Source organism: Paenibacillus sonchi (assembly GCF_016772475.1).
Classification (GTDB): Bacteria; Bacillota; Bacilli; order Paenibacillales; family Paenibacillaceae; genus Paenibacillus_AQ; species Paenibacillus_AQ sonchi.
The window spans coordinates 7,207,305-7,224,433 of the sequence record NZ_CP068595.1; the positions used below are offsets into that span (position 1 = coordinate 7,207,305).

The 17,129-nt window shown below is 49.5% G+C and carries 17 protein-coding genes; 3 read left to right on the plus strand and 14 right to left on the minus strand.

Annotation, left to right across the window (positions count from 1 at the left end; all coding sequences use genetic code 11):
- Nucleotides 1-4: 4 nt before the first annotated feature.
- The 13 genes from JI735_RS32450 to JI735_RS32510 form a co-directional block, all read right to left on the minus strand.
- On the minus strand, nt 5-976 hold the full coding sequence (locus tag JI735_RS32450; protein WP_039833232.1) for an alpha-ketoacid dehydrogenase subunit beta: 972 nt from the start codon (nt 974-976) through the stop codon (nt 5-7).
- The gene (locus tag JI735_RS32455; protein WP_411830144.1) at nt 973-1,929 is read right to left on the minus strand and encodes a thiamine pyrophosphate-dependent dehydrogenase E1 component subunit alpha; all 957 of its coding nucleotides are present in this window, start codon (nt 1,927-1,929) and stop codon (nt 973-975) included. Before JI735_RS32455 ends, JI735_RS32450 begins: the two co-directional genes overlap by 4 nt.
- 352 nt (nt 1,930-2,281) lie before the next feature.
- A complete protein-coding gene (locus JI735_RS32460; RefSeq protein ID WP_039833230.1) occupies nt 2,282-2,761 on the minus strand; it encodes a PTS sugar transporter subunit IIA in 480 nt (159 codons plus the stop codon).
- Between the two features lie 20 nt (nt 2,762-2,781).
- Complete coding sequence (locus JI735_RS32465) at nt 2,782-3,651, minus strand: MurR/RpiR family transcriptional regulator (protein ID WP_039833229.1); 870 nt, start codon at nt 3,649-3,651, stop codon at nt 2,782-2,784.
- Between the two features lie 47 nt (nt 3,652-3,698).
- A complete protein-coding gene (locus JI735_RS32470; RefSeq protein WP_039833228.1) occupies nt 3,699-4,748 on the minus strand; it encodes a MupG family TIM beta-alpha barrel fold protein in 1,050 nt (349 codons plus the stop codon).
- A 39-nt stretch (nt 4,749-4,787) separates the two neighbouring features.
- Entirely contained in the window at nt 4,788-6,257 is a 1,470-nt protein-coding gene (locus JI735_RS32475; RefSeq protein ID WP_039833227.1) for a PTS transporter subunit EIIC, read from the minus strand.
- Nucleotides 6,258-6,259: 2 nt separating this feature from the next.
- The gene (murQ, locus tag JI735_RS32480; protein WP_083886399.1) at nt 6,260-7,171 is read right to left on the minus strand and encodes an N-acetylmuramic acid 6-phosphate etherase; all 912 of its coding nucleotides are present in this window, start codon (nt 7,169-7,171) and stop codon (nt 6,260-6,262) included.
- Between the two features lie 211 nt (nt 7,172-7,382).
- On the minus strand, nt 7,383-7,991 hold the full coding sequence (gene vanX / locus JI735_RS32485; protein WP_039833226.1) for a D-Ala-D-Ala dipeptidase VanX: 609 nt from the start codon (nt 7,989-7,991) through the stop codon (nt 7,383-7,385).
- Nucleotides 7,992-7,996: 5 nt separating this feature from the next.
- On the minus strand, nt 7,997-9,028 hold the full coding sequence (gene vanA / locus JI735_RS32490; RefSeq protein WP_039833224.1) for a D-alanine--(R)-lactate ligase: 1,032 nt from the start codon (nt 9,026-9,028) through the stop codon (nt 7,997-7,999).
- Nucleotides 9,021-9,989, minus strand: a complete 969-nt coding sequence (vanH, locus tag JI735_RS32495) for a D-lactate dehydrogenase VanH (protein WP_039833223.1) — start codon at nt 9,987-9,989, stop codon at nt 9,021-9,023. The genes vanA and vanH overlap by 8 nt, the downstream gene beginning before the upstream one ends.
- 198 nt (nt 9,990-10,187) lie before the next feature.
- On the minus strand, nt 10,188-10,736 hold the full coding sequence (locus JI735_RS32500) for a VanZ family protein (RefSeq protein ID WP_039833222.1): 549 nt from the start codon (nt 10,734-10,736) through the stop codon (nt 10,188-10,190).
- 83 nt (nt 10,737-10,819) lie between these two features.
- Entirely contained in the window at nt 10,820-12,172 is a 1,353-nt protein-coding gene (locus tag JI735_RS32505) for a HAMP domain-containing sensor histidine kinase (protein ID WP_039833221.1), read from the minus strand.
- Nucleotides 12,169-12,834: a response regulator transcription factor gene (locus JI735_RS32510; protein WP_039833220.1), complete on the minus strand. Its 666-nt coding sequence runs from the start codon at nt 12,832-12,834 to the stop codon at nt 12,169-12,171. Before JI735_RS32510 ends, JI735_RS32505 begins: the two co-directional genes overlap by 4 nt.
- Before the next feature lie 246 nt (nt 12,835-13,080).
- On the opposite strand from JI735_RS32510, the gene JI735_RS32515 reads away from it, so the two are divergent.
- Together JI735_RS32515 and JI735_RS32520 are read left to right on the plus strand one after the other, a co-directional pair.
- The gene (locus tag JI735_RS32515; RefSeq protein WP_233476166.1) at nt 13,081-13,644 is read left to right on the plus strand and encodes a TetR/AcrR family transcriptional regulator; all 564 of its coding nucleotides are present in this window, start codon (nt 13,081-13,083) and stop codon (nt 13,642-13,644) included.
- A 28-nt stretch (nt 13,645-13,672) separates the two neighbouring features.
- A complete protein-coding gene (locus JI735_RS32520; protein ID WP_202676818.1) occupies nt 13,673-16,000 on the plus strand; it encodes an MMPL family transporter in 2,328 nt (775 codons plus the stop codon).
- 317 nt (nt 16,001-16,317) lie between these two features.
- Here the strand turns inward: JI735_RS32520 and JI735_RS37610 are convergent, their stop codons facing one another.
- Nucleotides 16,318-16,533 carry a hypothetical protein gene (locus JI735_RS37610; protein ID WP_411830145.1) on the minus strand — a complete coding sequence of 72 codons (216 nt, stop codon included), beginning with the start codon at nt 16,531-16,533 and terminating at the stop codon, nt 16,318-16,320.
- A 47-nt stretch (nt 16,534-16,580) separates the two neighbouring features.
- Between JI735_RS37610 and JI735_RS32525 the strand changes: the two genes are divergently transcribed.
- Complete coding sequence (locus JI735_RS32525) at nt 16,581-17,108, plus strand: helix-turn-helix transcriptional regulator (RefSeq protein ID WP_233476167.1); 528 nt, start codon at nt 16,581-16,583, stop codon at nt 17,106-17,108.
- The last annotated feature ends 21 nt before the right edge of the window (nt 17,109-17,129 follow it).

Here is a 17,129-nt window from a genome sequence, read left to right on the forward strand (position 1 = left end):
CGGGTCAGAACATGCTCTTAATGCCCTGAATAATATCATCCGCATTTGGCAGCACATAGGCTTCCAGGGCCGGAGAATAAGGGACGGGGGTGTCCAATGCGCCAATTCGGACAACAGGAGCGTCCAGCTCATCAAAACACAGCTCCGAGATCATGGCGGACAATTCACCCCCGTAGCCGCCGCGCTTCACTTCTTCGGTTACCACAAGCGCCCGGTGCGTCTTGGCGACTGAGGTAAATATCGCTTCCTTGTCCAGCGGATAGAGCGAGCGCAGATCAATAACCTCTGCTTCAATCCCCTCTTCAGCCAGTACTTTTGCGGCATTTAGCGCATCATCCACTTGCTTGCCGTACGTAATAATGGAAACGTCGCTTCCTTCTCTCTTGATACTGGCAACGCCAAAAGGAACCGCGGCAACCGTGTCGTCCACCTCGAATTTCTTCGAATACAGAACCTTGCTCTCGATATAGACCACCGGATTATCATCTTCAATCGCAGTCAGCATCATGCCCCAGGCATCCTGGGCATTGGATGGATAGACCACCTTGAGTCCCGGCACATGCGTAACCCAGGCCTCCAGCGACCCGGAGTGCTGTGCCCCCGCACTGATTCCGCCGCCTGCCGGCAGCCGCAGCACGAGCGGAACGGAGATTTTACCGCCGAACATGTATCTCATCTTCGCAGCCTGATTTACCAGTCCGTCCATGCCAAAGGTCAGAAAGTCAATGAACATCAGCTCAGCCACGGGTCTCAGCCCTGTTGCGGCAGCCCCCACGGAAGCTCCGACAATAATTCCTTCAGAAATCGGGGTATCCCGTACCCGCTCCTCGCCGAATTCCTCCCAGAGTCCCTTCGTTACCCCAAAGGTTCCTCCATACGGCCCGACATCCTCTCCAAGCAATACCACATTCGGGTCCTCCAGCATTTTGCTGCGCATTCCTTCACGGATTCCTTCACCATAGGTCATTTTTCTCATCTGCTTCTAGCCTCCTCCACGATATCGGAATAAATCCCTTGAACCGAAGCCTCCAGAGCCGGATAACCGCTGGCAAAAGCGAAATCAAGCGCCTCCTGGATCTCTCCGTCAACCTCATCCCCGATTTGTTTTAACTCGTCCGCCGTCATCAGCTTGTTCTCCGTAAGGTACTTTTCAAATCTGGGGATCGGGTCCTTTTGCAGCCAGGCCTCCACTTCTTCCTTCGGTCTATAAGCTCCGGGATCACCTTCGAAGTGGCCATGCTGTCTGTACGTTTTGAATTCCAGCAGGGTAGGGCCTTCGCCGTTTCTCGCCCGCCGGACCGCCTTTTGCACATGTTCGTACACCGTAACCACATCGTTGCCGTCCGCCGTAAAGGAAGGCATGCAATAGCCCTCGCCCCGTTTCGAAATGTCCTTGATCGTCTGATGTCTGGCCTGGCTGACCGATATCCCGTAGAGATTGTTCTCGCATACAAAAATAACCGGCAGCTTCCATAGGCTCGCTAAATTCATCGCTTCATGAAAAGTGCTCTGATTCGTGGAGGCGTCTCCGAAAAAGCACACGCTGACCTGATCGCTTCCCCTGTAACTTGCGCTCCACGCCGCCCCGGTTGCAATCAGGTGGCCTGCACCGACAATTCCGTTGGCGCCGAGTATGCCCAGCTCCGCATCCGCGATATGCATCGAACCGCCTTTGCCTTTACAGTAGCCGGTTTCCTTGCCGAACAGCTCTGCCATCATATATTTCAGATTTCCGCCCTTGGCGACGATATGTCCATGCCCCCGGTGGGTGCTCGTAATATAATCGTCATCCCGCAGATTGGCGCAGGCCCCGACGGCGATGGCCTCTTCCCCGATGTAAAGATGGACAAAGCCCGGTATTTTCCCTTCTGCAAAAAAGGTGGATGCCGTCTTTTCAAATTTCCGGATACTCAGCATCTTCCGGTACATTCCGCTAAGCAATTCTTTTGAAATACGCAAGTGAATCCCTCCTCTTGATTTGGCCCTCATCTATATACCGAGCAATTTCCGTGCCAACTTTGCAAAATTCTCTATTTTTATTTTTTGTTGCGGATTCTCTGAAATTACAGCCGCCAGAGGGGTTACCCCGCCGGTTGAACGGCGGATGCACAAAAACACCCTTTCCCAAAAAGGGAAAGGGTGCGCACGGGTTTTCCCATTCCGGGAAGTTTCCCGAAATGGGAATGCGAAAGCTTTTCAATTAACCCGTACTATGGCGGATTTTGTACACCTAATTCCTGCCTGTTCACCACATACGGCCGCTTTTTCGGACTCATTTTGTCTAATAATAAATACGTAATACAGCATCCTCATCCTGTAAGCCTTCAATCCGCTGAACCTTCTCTTGGCCGCCTGGCACAATTACTGAGGTGATGTCGGATAACCCTGCTTCCTGAATCCTGACTATATCAAATTCCAGCAGCAGCTCCCCCTGCGCAATCGTCTGCCCTGTCACAACATGGGACACAAAACCTTCACCTTTCAGCGATACCGTGTCTACCCCAACATGAATGAGAATCTGTATGCCGGCTTCATTTTCCAGCAAAATTGCATGTTTGCTTTTATTCATGATATGGGATATTTTCCCTGAAAAAGGCGCCCTCACCTCTCCTTTAATAGGTTGAACAGCAAACCCTTCCCCCATGGCTTTCGTAGAAAACGCTTCATCCGGGACTTGCTCAAGACCCACCACTTGTCCGGGGACTGGGGAGATAATATCCAGGGTATTTTCTTCAATTTTGTTTTTTCTCCAGCCAAACATTTAATTCTCTCCTCGCTGAATTAGGTCTCCGGCAAGTTTTTCAATTCATTAGTCGCCTTGCGGGTTCTCGTAATTTTATCAATAGAATCGTTAATATTAATTGAGGCGTATGCATAATACAGCACATCCACGACAAAAAACTGGCTATGCTTGGAACTGGTTGCCGCACTTCTCACCTTTGCTTCAGGAGCAAGTGAGGTAAACAGATTGAAATCGCTTATATCCGATAACTCGCTGCGGCCAAACCCGGTAAAGCTAACGGTGGTCAATCCGCTTTTTTGGGCAAATTTCATCAGCTCCAGCACTTCCTTGGTCGCAGCGCTATACGAAATTCCAATAAATACGCTTCCTTTGGGTGCATTAGCCATACTCATGGTGAGCACATGGATATCATGAAACGCATATACATTTTTCCCCATCCGGAGCCATTTTTGGGCAATGTCCTCTGCAACCAGTGCCGATGCGCCAATCCCGTAGGCAAATATGACGGGGGCCATGTACAGGCTGTGCGCCACTTTTTCAATCATGGCTACGTCAAGCTGCCCTACGGTATCCTTAAGAGACTGGATCACATTAGACAAAATTTTATCGACGATCTCCGCCGTATTTTCATTTTTATTCAAATCGAAGTAACCTGTTTTTTGCCCCTGAGCCAGATCTGCCGACAAAGCTACCTTTAATTCGGGGAAGCCCTTCAGGCCGATTGAACGGCAAAAACGCACGACTGACGCACTGCTGGAAAGAGAACGTGCTGCCATCTCCTGTACGGATATAATCATCGCTTCTTCCGGGGACTCCAGTACAAAGCGCGCTACCTTTTGCTCGGATTGTGTTAATTTTGGCATCACATTTTCAATTCTTGATAAAATTTGACCCACTCCGACACCCATACCAACACCTCCGTAATGACGTGAACAATAAATTTTATACCTTAATATTATTCACAATAGGATGCCGTGGCAAGAAACCGAAAGGGAAGCCGGTGCTTATGGAGCAGCGGCAGCAGGGGAATATCCCTTCGGGCGACATACCCGATGACGTTAACCCGTTCATCGGCGGGCAAAGGATGGAGGACAATCTGAAATTCCCCGCGGTACCGTAAATATTTATCATTATCGATCGTTAGCGCTCCGGCTGGGCGTTCCACGGTATGCTCCGGTAGCATGCTTCCTCTAAAATGATGCCGCGCTTCCTCCGAACGAATCACGTCACGTGCTATATCCGGACGGTTACGGTGGACAGCCTCCCATACATGTGATGGCCTTTGGTCCTCCACGCCTAATAACACTGCTCCTTCATTCCAGGCAAGAAATTGCTGCATCGTCCAGGAGCTTACCGATAAATCGCCAATGAGAACATGATCCACAAAACATTCCTGCACTAATTCCAAGTAACCGGCAAAAGGAGACAGATGACGATGCTTCTCCAGGCTTGGCAGCCCCTCATGCAGCGGGCCTCTTAAATCCCCGTCCCCGGGAATAAAGGCAGCAACGGTTAAGCCTTGGGATTGCAGCCAGCGGTTCTGGTTCTGGAAAATGGTCAGCTCAAGACCTGTCTCCGGTCTCGGATAATAATTGTGCCAAGCCTCCAGGGAAGCGAAATTCGCCTGCTGCCCGCGCAAGCCGTCCAAAAATGCCTGATCGATCGTACTCGCATTCAAAGCAACACGCCATTCGCGGGTCAGCCCGGCAATTTCAGCAATCTCCATCCCGTTATCAATTCTTAATCCGGTAACTCCGCTGTCTTTCAATTGCTGCAGCGAGAAATGCTTAAAGGTTCTTGGAGATACATCCACCATGAAAAGCATATTGTGTTTGAGGGCAAACTGCCCGATTCTCGTCAGCGGCTCCAGCAGCTCCCGCGGGTCCTCCTCCGGAATCTGCAGAGAAGTAAAAATGGAATTGAATCCATTCAGCTGCATGTAGCGCAAATATTCCATTGTCTTATCAAGGCTCTGCTCGGTTAGTGATACCAATACACCACTCACTTGCTCACACTCCCTTTTGTCGGATCGTAATTTATTGGTTCAAGCTTCCTTTGCTTGACGGGCTTCCTTTGGCGTACCGAACAAATAGGTGCAAATAAATCCAAAGAAGTATGCTGTAATCAATCCCAGCAGGTACACCCACCATTTACCGTCAGCGATCAGCAGCAGCATTTCGATACCCGACGCGCCAATGGACATGGCGCCTACATTGCCAAAATATCCGATGACCGCACCCCCGAACGCCCCGCCCAGACACGCAGTTACGAATGGCTTGCCCAAAGGAAGGGTTACACCATAGATCAACGGTTCGCCGATGCCAAGCACACCTACAGGCAAAGCCCCTTTAATAATGCCCGTAAGCTGCTTGTTCTTACGGCAGCGGATCCAAAGTGCCAGCCCCGCACCTACCTGACCTGCCCCGGCCATGGCCAGAATCGGCAGCAATATGGTCATCCCGGTCTGTGCAATCAATTCGATATGAATGGGTGTCATGATGTGATGCAGACCCAGCATAACCATAACCAGCCAGATTCCGCCGAGGAAAAAGCCTGCAAACGCCCCGCCTACAGATAATATCCAGTTAACGGCTACCAGCAGATTGTCGGCAACAAACCCGGCTAATGGCATGATCAAAAAGATGGTCAGCAAGCCGGTTGCCAGTACACTCAGAAATGAGGTAACAATCAGATCGATGGAGTTAGGCATGATTTTATGCAATCTTTTTTCAATCAAGGATAAAATCCACACCGCCAAGACAACACCAATGATACCGCCTTGCCCGGCAATCAGCGGTTCTCCCGTAAATAAATTGTGGATAGGCAGCTCCGGCTTCATCCCGGTGAGAAGCGTCGCACCGCCAATTACACCGCCTAATGACGGGCTTGCACCAAATACTCGGGCAGAGTTGATGCCCACAAAAATAGCCATATAGGAGAAGATGCCGTTTTTGATGACATTGAGAATCAAGTTAAATTGCGCCCAGCCATCACCGGACAGATGTCCCGCTGTAATGAAATTGCCGATCACGGAGGTAATCCCCGCCAGGAGACCAGCCGCAACAAATGCAGGTGCCAGCGGAATAAAAATATTTGAAATCGATTTCAGGAAGTTTTTCACAGGCGTATTGTTTTTTTCCTTATATTTCTCTTTATTCTTAGCCGCAAGCTGCTCTGCCTTTTCTTTGTCGCTTAATCCGTTTATCCGGCTATCCGGGTTCGGGAATGCATGGGCAGCCTGTAAGGGAACGGGTTCTCCCAGCTCCACTCCGCTGATGTCTGCAATCACCCGGGAGACCTTCTCCACCAGGCCGGGGCCGACAATAATTTGCAGTGTGGATTCCTCGATTACGCCTATTACACCGGGAACACGCTTCAAATCCTCAATGCTCGCCAAGCTTTCGTCTCTTAAAGTGATCCGGACCCGCGTCATACAGTGGGTAATCAATTCCACATTCTGAATCCCTCCCACCGTACTCAAAATGCCATGTGCCAAATCCTTTTCCTTTGACATGGTTATTCCCCCTTGTGGTGTTGTACCGCCTGACGAATAAATCCTCCCGCTTCCTGCAATCTTTGCTGTGCTTCTTCAAGCCCAAGTCCCGCAAGCAGCATCACTACAGCTACTTTGACCTGATGATGGCTTCTTTCATAATAAATGGAGGCTGTATCCATATCGCAGCCTGTGATCTCGCTGATCATCGATTTGGCTCTGATCACCAGCTTCTCATTCGTCGGCTGCACATCCACCATTAAATTGCTGTATACCTTGCCTATGCCGATCATGGCTGCGGTAGAAATCATGTTCAGCACCATCTTCTGGGCGGTTCCGGCCTTCAAGCGGGTAGAACCTGTTAAGATCTCCGCCCCTGTCAAAATTTCGACCGGATATTGTGCATATTTACTGATCTCTGCATTGGGATTACAGGACAAGCTGGCTGTAGATGCCCCAATCCGGGCAGCATATTTCAGTGCGCCAATGACATACGGTGTCCGCCCGCTGGCGGCAATTCCCAGTACAGTATCATTATGTGTCAGATTTAGCTGTTTAAGATCAGCTTCCCCTTGTTCCCCTGAATCCTCCGCACCTTCAACTGCCTGTCTGATTGCCGTTTCTCCACCTGCGATCAACCCCTGCACCATGTCCGGACCGGTTCCAAATGTAGGCACACACTCTACGGCGTCGAGAATCCCCAACCTTCCGCTTGTTCCTGCCCCGGTATAAATCAGGCGTCCGCCCTGCTTGAAGCTTTGTACCACACAGGTGACTACCTTTTCGATCTCCCCCAGTTTTTCTTTCACTGCCAGGGATACCTTCTCATCCTCCTCCTGCATAAGCTTGAGTACAGCTGCAGGGGATAACCGGTCCAGCTCCAAAGTCCGTTGATTCCGTGTTTCCGTGGTTAAATTCTCCAGCAAAATATTCATCCTTTCCTCTAAACTAATCCTTCTTTATTTATTTGGTTGGCCCTATTATATCTCGCGTGTAATTTTATTACAATATGTTTGTTAACTTCATGTAATATTATTTCAAACTTTTCACCCGGTTATAATACCGGATAAGGCCTCTATCATGCTTTTTGGGTCAAAAGCGAAAAGAAGCCATCGTGAAAATCGACGGCTTCTTTGTTGTATTTCGCTATAAAATGGGGAAATCAAAATAGCTGTCGGGGTATGGCTCGCTTCTTAATACATAGTGCCACCATTCGAAGCTATATGGTTCAAACCCATTGTTTTCCATGATGGAACGCAAAAGTCTGCGATTTCGCGCCTCCATGCTTGTAATCCCTTTTGCCGCATGGTGTGAACGCTTATCCATAAAGTCGAAGCTGCTTCCCGTGGAAACAAGCTCACCCGTATCTAAGCGGTAAAGCGTAAGATCAATAGCACTTCCGCGACTATGACTTGATTGTGACGCTATATATCCCTTTGCAAACATCTCGGTTCGCTCGAGATTCGGATAGTATCTTTCTTTGGTGAGGTTGTTTTCCGGTTGTTCGGACCAACGCAGGAAGCACTCTACCGCACGTTTAGGCCGATACCCGTCCCATAACAGCAAACCGTACCCAAGAGCCGCCGCTTGCTTCTGCACCTCCAGCAGCGCAAGAGCTAAGGCATGTGTTCCCACTATGCGATTGACCTCATATCCGTCTACTGGTTTCCCTGTGAAATTGTCCCACGTGGCATATTTGGCGTCCCAACGAACACCGTGCAATACTTCATCTAAAAAAACAAATCCCTTTTCCATGCCCATCACCCCTTTAACGCTATTACGATCAGGCGGTCAATCAGATCGGGAAGCGTTATACCTGCAGCGGCCATCATACGGGGATAACGGCTGTATGACGTAAAACCGGGCAGGGTATTAACTTCGTTAAGCACAATGCGGCCGTCATGTTGTAAAAACATATCAACACGGGAAAGACCTCTACAGCCGAGCGCCTTGTATATTTTTTTTGCCGTTTCCCGAATCCGTCCCCGCTCTTCTGCCGACAGGTCTGCGGGAATGGTTATAACTGCATTTTCAGAACCTTTTTCCGGCTCGGTTTCCTGATGAATGCGAAAGATACCTTGCCGCAGCCTGATTTGGTCCACTTCGCCAACAATCAGCCCGGAACCGTTTCCCAATACGGCACAACCGACCTCACAGCCCAAAACAGCCTGCTCAATTAAGATTTTGTTGTCATATTGTCTTGCGGATTCAATTGCGGCGTCCAATTCGCCTGCATTATTGACCTTTTTTACGCCAAAGGATGAGCCGGACCTCGCCGGCTTAACAAAAACAGGATATGTAAACCTATCTGCCGTTGGCGTGTCGTTTTCATTGACGACCCAAAATTCGGGAGTAGCTATACCAGCGTTTTTTGCAACGATGTATGCCAGCGATTTGTCCATACAAATCGCCGAGCTTTGAATATCGCAGCCCACAAAGGGGATGCCGGACAATTCAAACAGACCTTGGATTGCTCCATCTTCACCCCACTTGCCGTGCAAAACCGGAAACGCTACATCAATACGGCGGATTTCATATTCATGACTCTTTATCACAAGCAAACCGTGCATTTTTTTATCCGGCAAAAGCACGGCTGAACAGCAATCGCCGTTTTCCCATTCCGTGCTAGGCTTTTCGCACATTTTCCAAGCACCGGATTTCGTAATTCCAATGTATAACGGCTCGTATTTTTCGTTGTCAATGTTAGCGGCGATCTCTATTGCGGATTTTACCGACACGTCATGCTCCTCCGAGCAACCGCCAAACAGGATTGCAACCTTTAATCTATCCATGAGTCAGGCTCCTTTCAAAATCCAAACAGTTCCCGAGTGTTTTTTCAACAGTATCTTGCAACGCCCGTTCGGTATAGTAAGCCGTATGGGGCGTGATTATCACATTCGGCATCCTTTGAAGTTTCAGTAAAAATTGATTATCAATTGTTTTTTGTGTGCAATCAAAGTAGAAAAGCCCTTCCTCTCCCTCCAATACATCCAATGCGGCCCCGCCCAGTTTTCCGGTTTCCAGTGCTTTAATAAGCGCAGCGGTATCTAAAAGCGCACCGCGCCCTGTATTGATAATAAACGCTCCTTGCTTCATTCCCTTTATTTGTTCGTGGCCGATGATATGGTGCGTATCCGCACCCAGCGGCACATGAAGCGTAACAATATCGCTGTTTCGCAGCAGCTTGTCAAGCGGAACATAATCTGCCGTTATTTTCTGGCAGCGGTCATAAGCCAACACATGGCATCCAAACCCTTGCAGCCTCTCAATAACCGCTTTGCCTATGCGGCCAGTTCCCATCACACCGACGGTCATGTCCCGCAGTTCTTTTCCGCGGACGCTGTCCAGCTTGAAATCATATTTTTCCACAGAGCGTACAATGGACTTCGCGTTGCGTACCGCCATAAGCATCAGCATTAGGGTATAATCAGCAACGCTATCCGGCGAATACGCCACATTGCCGATAGCGATGCCCATTTTCTTAGCGGCAGTTGTATCTATATGATTGCAACCGATGCTTCGGGTAGAGATATATTTCACTCCGGCTCTCTTTAGCGCAAGAAGAATAGAAGCGGAGACCTCGGATTTGTGGCTCACACTGATACATTGATTGCGGGGGGCTGATATGGCGTTGGTTTCTGATAGGGGGTCACTTATAATAGCAGGCATGACGCCAAAGCGGGGTGACAGTCTGCGGAACACATCCGCCTCATCATGCTCGCAATCATAAACAGTAATGCCAATGTTGTTCATAAATTTTTCGCCTCCTTGATTTCTACGTTCTCCGGCAGGGGATACAGATTTTTGTAATTGTGTGTTCCACGATTGCTATTATGGCTGCCCAATCTGTATTTCCCCTGTAGCCAAACTGTAGTTCTTCTGTAGCGACGGGAAATAAAAAAGACCGGCAGGAATACCTGCCGATCAAACTTGTATATTCAATAAGGTTACTCAGAGGCGTAATTTCACGAAGAATAACAAATATAATAAAAAAGGTAATCCTATTGCGGATAGTATTGTGATTACAGCACGTACTTTTTTCTGATCCCGTAATATTAGCAGTAAAAACTTGTAACCTAAAACACCAGCTAATCCACCCATGCAATTTAGAATTATATCATCAACATCTGCTGCTCCGATGCCTAAAAGCCCCTGAGTAATTTCAACAAATAAACTTACTATAAATATAAATAGCAGATTGGTTGTTGCTCTTTTATCTTTTTTGAATAATGTCAAATAGGTGCCAAGAGGAATAAAGATCTCTATATTGCCAACCACATTAGCAAATGAGAATTTTTTAATAGCGGCATAGCTGCTAAATAAATATTCCATTATGCTATTAAAAGGAATGAGATTGATTGACCTGGCTATCGTTCTTTGACTATTAAACAAATCCGAAAGCGAAACTCTTGATAATAACAATAATTTAATTAAAAAAAGCATGTAACAAATGAAAACTCCAGATAAAAAGACCGTTTCAATTCTCTCTCGTTTATTCATAATACCTACTTTCTTTCTTTCATCCTTCGCAACAAAAGTATGCCCGGAAGCATACCTTGCCGGTCAAGATAAGAGTTTACGGATTATAATGCCTTAGGCAATTCAATCCAAAATAAGACGCCGTCCGGGGTATTTTCCAAAGCGAAACCAATGTCCATTGCTTCCAGCGTTTTCTGAACAATGGTCAGTCCCAGGCCGCTCCGTCCGTTTTTTCGGCTCCGCGCCTGATCTACACGGTAGAATGGGTCAAATAGCTTCGGCAGAACCGTATCGCCAATTCTCGCCCTTGTGTTCAGTACGCAAAGGCGGTATCGGTCAGCAACAGGCTCGCTCCATATCCGAATCTCGCCGCCTTCAGGAGTATTCTGCACCGCATTCAATATGATGTTGGAAAGCACCTTCTTTAACATTTGAGGATCAGTAAAGCAAATCTGACCTTCAAGAATATTCATAACCATACGCTGACCGTTTGCCTCAGACAATGTCCGGTAATTAGGCAGCATGTCAGCAACTATATGTCTTATATCCAGTCTTTCAGGAACGGGTACGATTTTCCCGTTGTTCAGATTCACAATTTCCAGTATTTCAGAAATCATTTTGCTCTGCGCGTCCATCATCTTTACGCATTCGCGCAGGTATTTGGGGTGGTCTTTGTAGTCGCCTACATTTTCAAGCATTCCCTCCAACAAGACGCTTGTGGCTGCGATAGGCGTTTTAAGTTCATGGGAAGCTGCCGAGAAAAAATACCGCTGTGTTTCCTCGAGCTCGCGTTCCCGTAAGATTTCGTCCTCTAATTTGGAGATAGTGTCTTTCAGCTTATCGTACATGGAATGAATGTCGCGGGCTAATGTGCCAAGTTCATCTTTACGCTCCGGCAGGGGCGGGACTTCTTCGAGATTAGACATCTTGCTTGTATTATTCGCCAAAGTTTGGATTGGTTTCGTCATCTGCCGGGCAAAGACAAACGCGCCTATGACGCAGACGGCAAGCATGGCAGACAACATAACAAGCGCACGCGCAATCCACTTATCATAGTTCACCGCAAAAACGTCATCTCTCAGAGCGTGAAAATTATAGTCTTTGTTGAGATTCACAAGAATCGTGGAGTTCTTGCCGCCAGGGGGCTGCTGGCCAATAGCGATGCCGGATATACCGGCACCGGGCGTTTCGTAAATAATGTGTCCGGCTTTATCTCTGATATAAAATTGAAAAGACGGGTCTCTTTCATAGAATCGTCTTGCCAGTTCAGTTATGTCGTCTTCCCCTTGCGACTGGTCGGCCATACGCTGAAAGGTGTCGCTGATTCCCTCCATCCGGAGACGTGAGAAGTAGAACATAAGCTGCTGCGAAAACAGGGCTGCCGTCGCGCCGACCAACAATGCCGAGAAAATTATGGTGTATATGAATACCTTGATGAATATACCGCTTCTCTTCATGTCGCTTCTTCCTCCAACCGGTAACCTACGCCGCGAACCGTCTTGATGATATTATCAGGCAACTTCGCACGCAGGTTTTTGATGTGGGTATGCACAGTGCTGCCGTCACCGTCAAAATCATAACCCCACACGCGGGATAAGATAGTTTCATGAGATAGCGTCCTCCCCGTGTTCTGAACCAATAACATAAGGATTTCAAATTCTTTTAATGTCAGGGGCACTTCCTTGCTGTAGTAGATTGCTTTAAAATCCTCCGGCAGAAGCGTCAGCTTGCCAAAGCGGATTTCCCGCGCCAACGCCCCGCTTCGCCGGAGCAGGGCTTCCACACGTTTCAGCAAAAGCTGGATTTTGAACGGCTTTGTCACATAATCGTCCGCTTCGCCGTCAAACGCCCGGATTTGATTATCGTCGTCTGAAAGGGCGGTCATCATCAAAACAGGCGTATTATTCAGCTTGCGAAACTCCCGTAAAAGCTCGTGACCACTTAGGCCAGGCAGCATGATGTCGAGAATGACAAGGTGGTAAACATTATCATAAAAGTTTTTAAGCGCTTCGCTGCCATCTAAGCAGGCGTCTACTTTATATCCGGCTTCGCTTAAAAAGGTTTTGACGGTATTACATATATGCTCATCATCCTCGACAAGCAGAATTCGTATGCCCATAAATATCCCTCCTGAAAAAAGATAGCATAGTAATCTGTAGTTTGACTGTAGATTTAAGATTTTTTTCGCCCAAGAGCGCTCAAAGCGTATATCAAATTGCCCATTGTGCATTTTTGCTCTTTGGGCAATAATAGAATATATCAAAAAGAGCCCAGGCGGTTGTCTGTACTCAAGAAAGGAGGACGCATAGAACTTGAATCCCAAGCCGACGCTGCGTGACAAAAAAAGGAAGCCACTGCCTATGCCTTGGCTGAAGCTGCCTTCGAGCTTGCGCTTGAACAGGGTATGGACGGCTTCATCGTCGACGATGTTGTCCGGAAGGCCAACTTTTCCCGGCGGACTTTTGCCAATTACTTCTCTTGCAAAGAGGAAGCGGTAGCGGAGTATTTTATCGGCAACGCTTCAAAAGAGGACAGGAATATGCTGCTCAAGGATTTGCCTCCGGATGCAACACCGCTGGACGCCTTGTACAACCTGCTCAAGCTGCAGTTCACCTCTGAGTTTCTGTATAAATTACGGCAGTTCGTATTGCTTGCGAATCAGTATCCATCGCTGGAGCCTTATATCCTCAGCGTATTCCGCCGCTTGCAGATCGCCGCGCAGGAAACGCTCGAACAGTTCTCCCATGGACGCTATGCAGCCGGGTATACCCATCTGCTTGCCGGAGCTGTCTACGGAGCGTTCGTGCCCATTCTGGACGGGCGGTTAAATGTGCTGCTGCCGGGTGAATCACAGGAAGAGGACTCCGGCGCGATGTCATTTGATCAATACTTAAATTCTATGTTTGCTTATTTACACAACGGCTTCTAAATCAGAGATACAAAGGAGAAACCATTACATGTCAACTTTTCTGTACCGATTGGGTAAATCGGCTTATTCCAAGCCATGGTATTTCCTCGCGGCCTGGATCGTCATTCTTGGTGTTGTAGGCGCCCTGCTTGGCGCCAATGGCATAAATTCCAGCTCCGAAATGAAAATTGAAGGCACGGAATCGCAAAAAGTGCTGGATAAGCTGGCTGCGGAGCTTCCCGCCGCTGCCGGCGGACAGGCGAGCGTCGCCTTCACCGCACCGGATGGCGAACGTCTGGACACACCCGAGCGGGTAGCGCTGATCCAGAAGGCTATCAATGATGTCTACAGCATGGACTATATCATCAACCCCGCCGAACTGGCCGCCGAGGCTGCGGCTGCTGCTGCGGCTCAAGCTGGAGCGGCGGACCCGGCGGCGCCCGGACAGGCTGCGGCGGCGGACCCGGCAGCGGCTGGACAGGCAGCTCCTTACGGCCCGCTCATGGCGAACGGCGTTCCGGTTCCCGGCGTCATGCTGTCCGCCGACGGCAGCATCGCGCTGTTCCAGTTCCAGTTCACCGTACAGCAGACGTCGCTGCCCTCTTCCGTACCGGATAACGTCATCAAAGCTGTGACTGCGGTCGAGCAGGCAGGCTCCGGCATCACCGCCATTCCGAGCGATTCGCTGAAGAGCACGCCGTCCATCGGATCAACGGAGGCGGTCGGCGTTGTCGTCGCTGCCGTTGTGCTGTTTATTACGCTTGGCTCGGTTGTTGCCGCCGGGCTGCCGCTGATCACCGCACTCCTCGGTGTCGCGATCAGCGTCGGGGGCGCTTTTGCCCTCTCTAATCTCATCCAGATGAATGACATTACGCCGATTCTTGCGGTTATGATCGGTCTGGCGGTCGGGATCGACTATTCGCTGTTTATCGTGAACCGGCAGCGCCGGTTGATTCTTGATGAGAAATTAAGCGCCCGCGAAGCGGCAAGCCGGGCGGTCGGGACCGCCGGCAGCGCCGTATTTTTCGCCGGACTGACCGTCATTATCGCTCTCTGCGGTATGCTGGTCATCGGCATTGGATTTTTATCGACGATGGCTCTGGTAGCCGCTGTCAGCGTTCTGGTCAATGTCCTGCTGGCGCTGACCCTGCTGCCTGCGCTGCTGGGTCTGGTCGGTGAACGGATCTGCACCGCCAAAGCCCGCACGAAAAAAGCGGCTTCAGGTAACAATGCCCACCACGGCTTCTCACACCGCTGGGCAAACGCTACAGTGAAATACCGCTGGGTCATCATTATTCTGGTGGTCCTGGTTCTTGGAACGGCGGCGATTCCGGTAACGAAAATGGAGCTGGGCATTCCGTCCGGCGCTTCGGCAAATCTGGACACCCCGGCACGCCAAAGCTATGACATTATCTCCAAGGGCTTCGGCGAGGGCTTCAACGGACCGCTGCTGCTTGTAGCTGAACCGAAAAACCCATCCGGTAAAATTTCGCTGGAGACGCTGGGCAAGCTGGTTCAGGGGCTGCAAATGCATGATAACGTCACGCTGGTGTCCCCAATGGGCGTCAACGCAACCGGCGATATCGCCATCATCAGTCTGATCCCGAAAACCGGCCCGACGGATACAGAGACAAGAGAGCTGGTGCAGGAGCTGCGCGACCCCGACTCCAGCCTGGCATCCGGAAATGAACTAACGCTTGGTGTGACCGGCTTCACCGCCATCAACATCGATATGTCCTCCAAGCTTTCCGACGCATTCCCTGTATATATCGGCATCATCGTTATCCTGTCGCTGATCATCCTGCTGCTCGTATTCCGGTCGGTCATCGTTCCAATCAAAGCAACGGTCGGCTTTATTCTCAGCGTCCTTGCCACCTTCGGCCTGACCACAGCCGTCTATCAGTGGGGATGGCTGCACTCTCTGTTTGGTTTTGACACCGGAGGACCGCTGCTCAGCTTTATGCCGATTCTGGTCACCGGCATTCTGTACGGGCTGGCAATGGATTATCAGGTTTTCCTGGTCAGCTCCATGCGCGAGGCTTACGTCCACGGACGCCATGGCAAGGAATGTGTCGTCCACGGCTACGATCTCGCCAGCCGCGTTGTGCTTGCCGCAGGCATAATTATGGTTTCCGTCTTCGCCGGGTTTATTTTTGCCCCTGACGCCATGATCAAGCAGATCGGCTTCGCGCTGGCCTTCGGCATCCTGATCGATGCCTTCATCATCCGGATGACGCTTGTTCCGGCCGTAATGGCGGTCTTCGGCGACAAAGCCTGGTGGCTGCCGAAATGGCTGGACCGTCTGCTGCCGAACCTCGATGTCGAGGGCGACAAGCTGATCGCCAAGCTTCATGCCGAGGGCGGAGACACGAAATAAAATCCCCCACAAAGTGGAGCCTGCATAGAAGCTAATTCAGATACTTTGCGGGGACCCAATGTAAAGAGCAGAGCCTGCGGACAATGTCTGCCGGCTCTGCTCATTTTACAAACTGAAGATAGTCGAGTGTTTTTGAGGACTGCACTTTCTGTTTAATTGCACTTTGTACAATAGAAAGCCGGGCATTCTGCGCCGAATCGCCTTCTGCTGCATTTCGTGCAGTAGATTTCTTGATTTGGAGTCCAAAACGCCTGTTTCGCCCGATTCTGCAGTACAGAGTGCAGCAGATTTCATTTTCCCGCTGATTAAGGGATCATCTATTGTATAAAGTACAATAGAATGTCGGCTAGCCCAGTCTGAGCTTCAAATCGTTTCGACAGGGGAGCTTCCAGCACCAGAGGAATCCCCCATACCGCGACCCTGTTCGGATCAATCCCGTATTCTTCAGCATGTTTACGCATAAACCGGATCGCACATTTGACGATATTATAATATAGACATTTCTTGCTAGGAGGGGCAAGGATGGCCCATATTCACTATGCTGAATCCAACACCACGCACGCCGGCAATTTTGTTATTGATGTTCCCGTGGGTTTCCGAATCTCCCCTTCCGCTCGGCGTTCCCTTTGCCCTAAGTGACCCGGACTTCTGCCACAAACTGTTTGAACTGCTTGTCATCGAACATCATTTTAACCGGGCTTGCAAAGAATCTTCCATCGATTATTTGCTCCGGACGCTGTTCAACAAGCTATGGGAATCCTACTTTCATGATGATATTACGCCTCAATACTACAAATTACTGAAACTGCGCACCGTTATTCAAAACAACCCCGGCGAATACTGGACGGTTTCAAAAATGGCGGATTCTCTTGGAATCAGCCCGGGCTATCTTCAGAACATCTACAAAAAAACATTTGGAATTTCCTGCATGGATGATGTTATCAACAGCCGGATTCGTATGGCCAAAGAATACTTGATTCACAACGCCCAAAGCATAGCTGAAGTCGCTTCCCGGTGCGGATATCAAAACGTGGAACACTTCTGCAGGCAATTCAAAAAACTGACCGGGTATACACCGAGAAACTTTCAGAAGCATATAAAAGGTTAATGTTCCATTTGGGCAGCACCG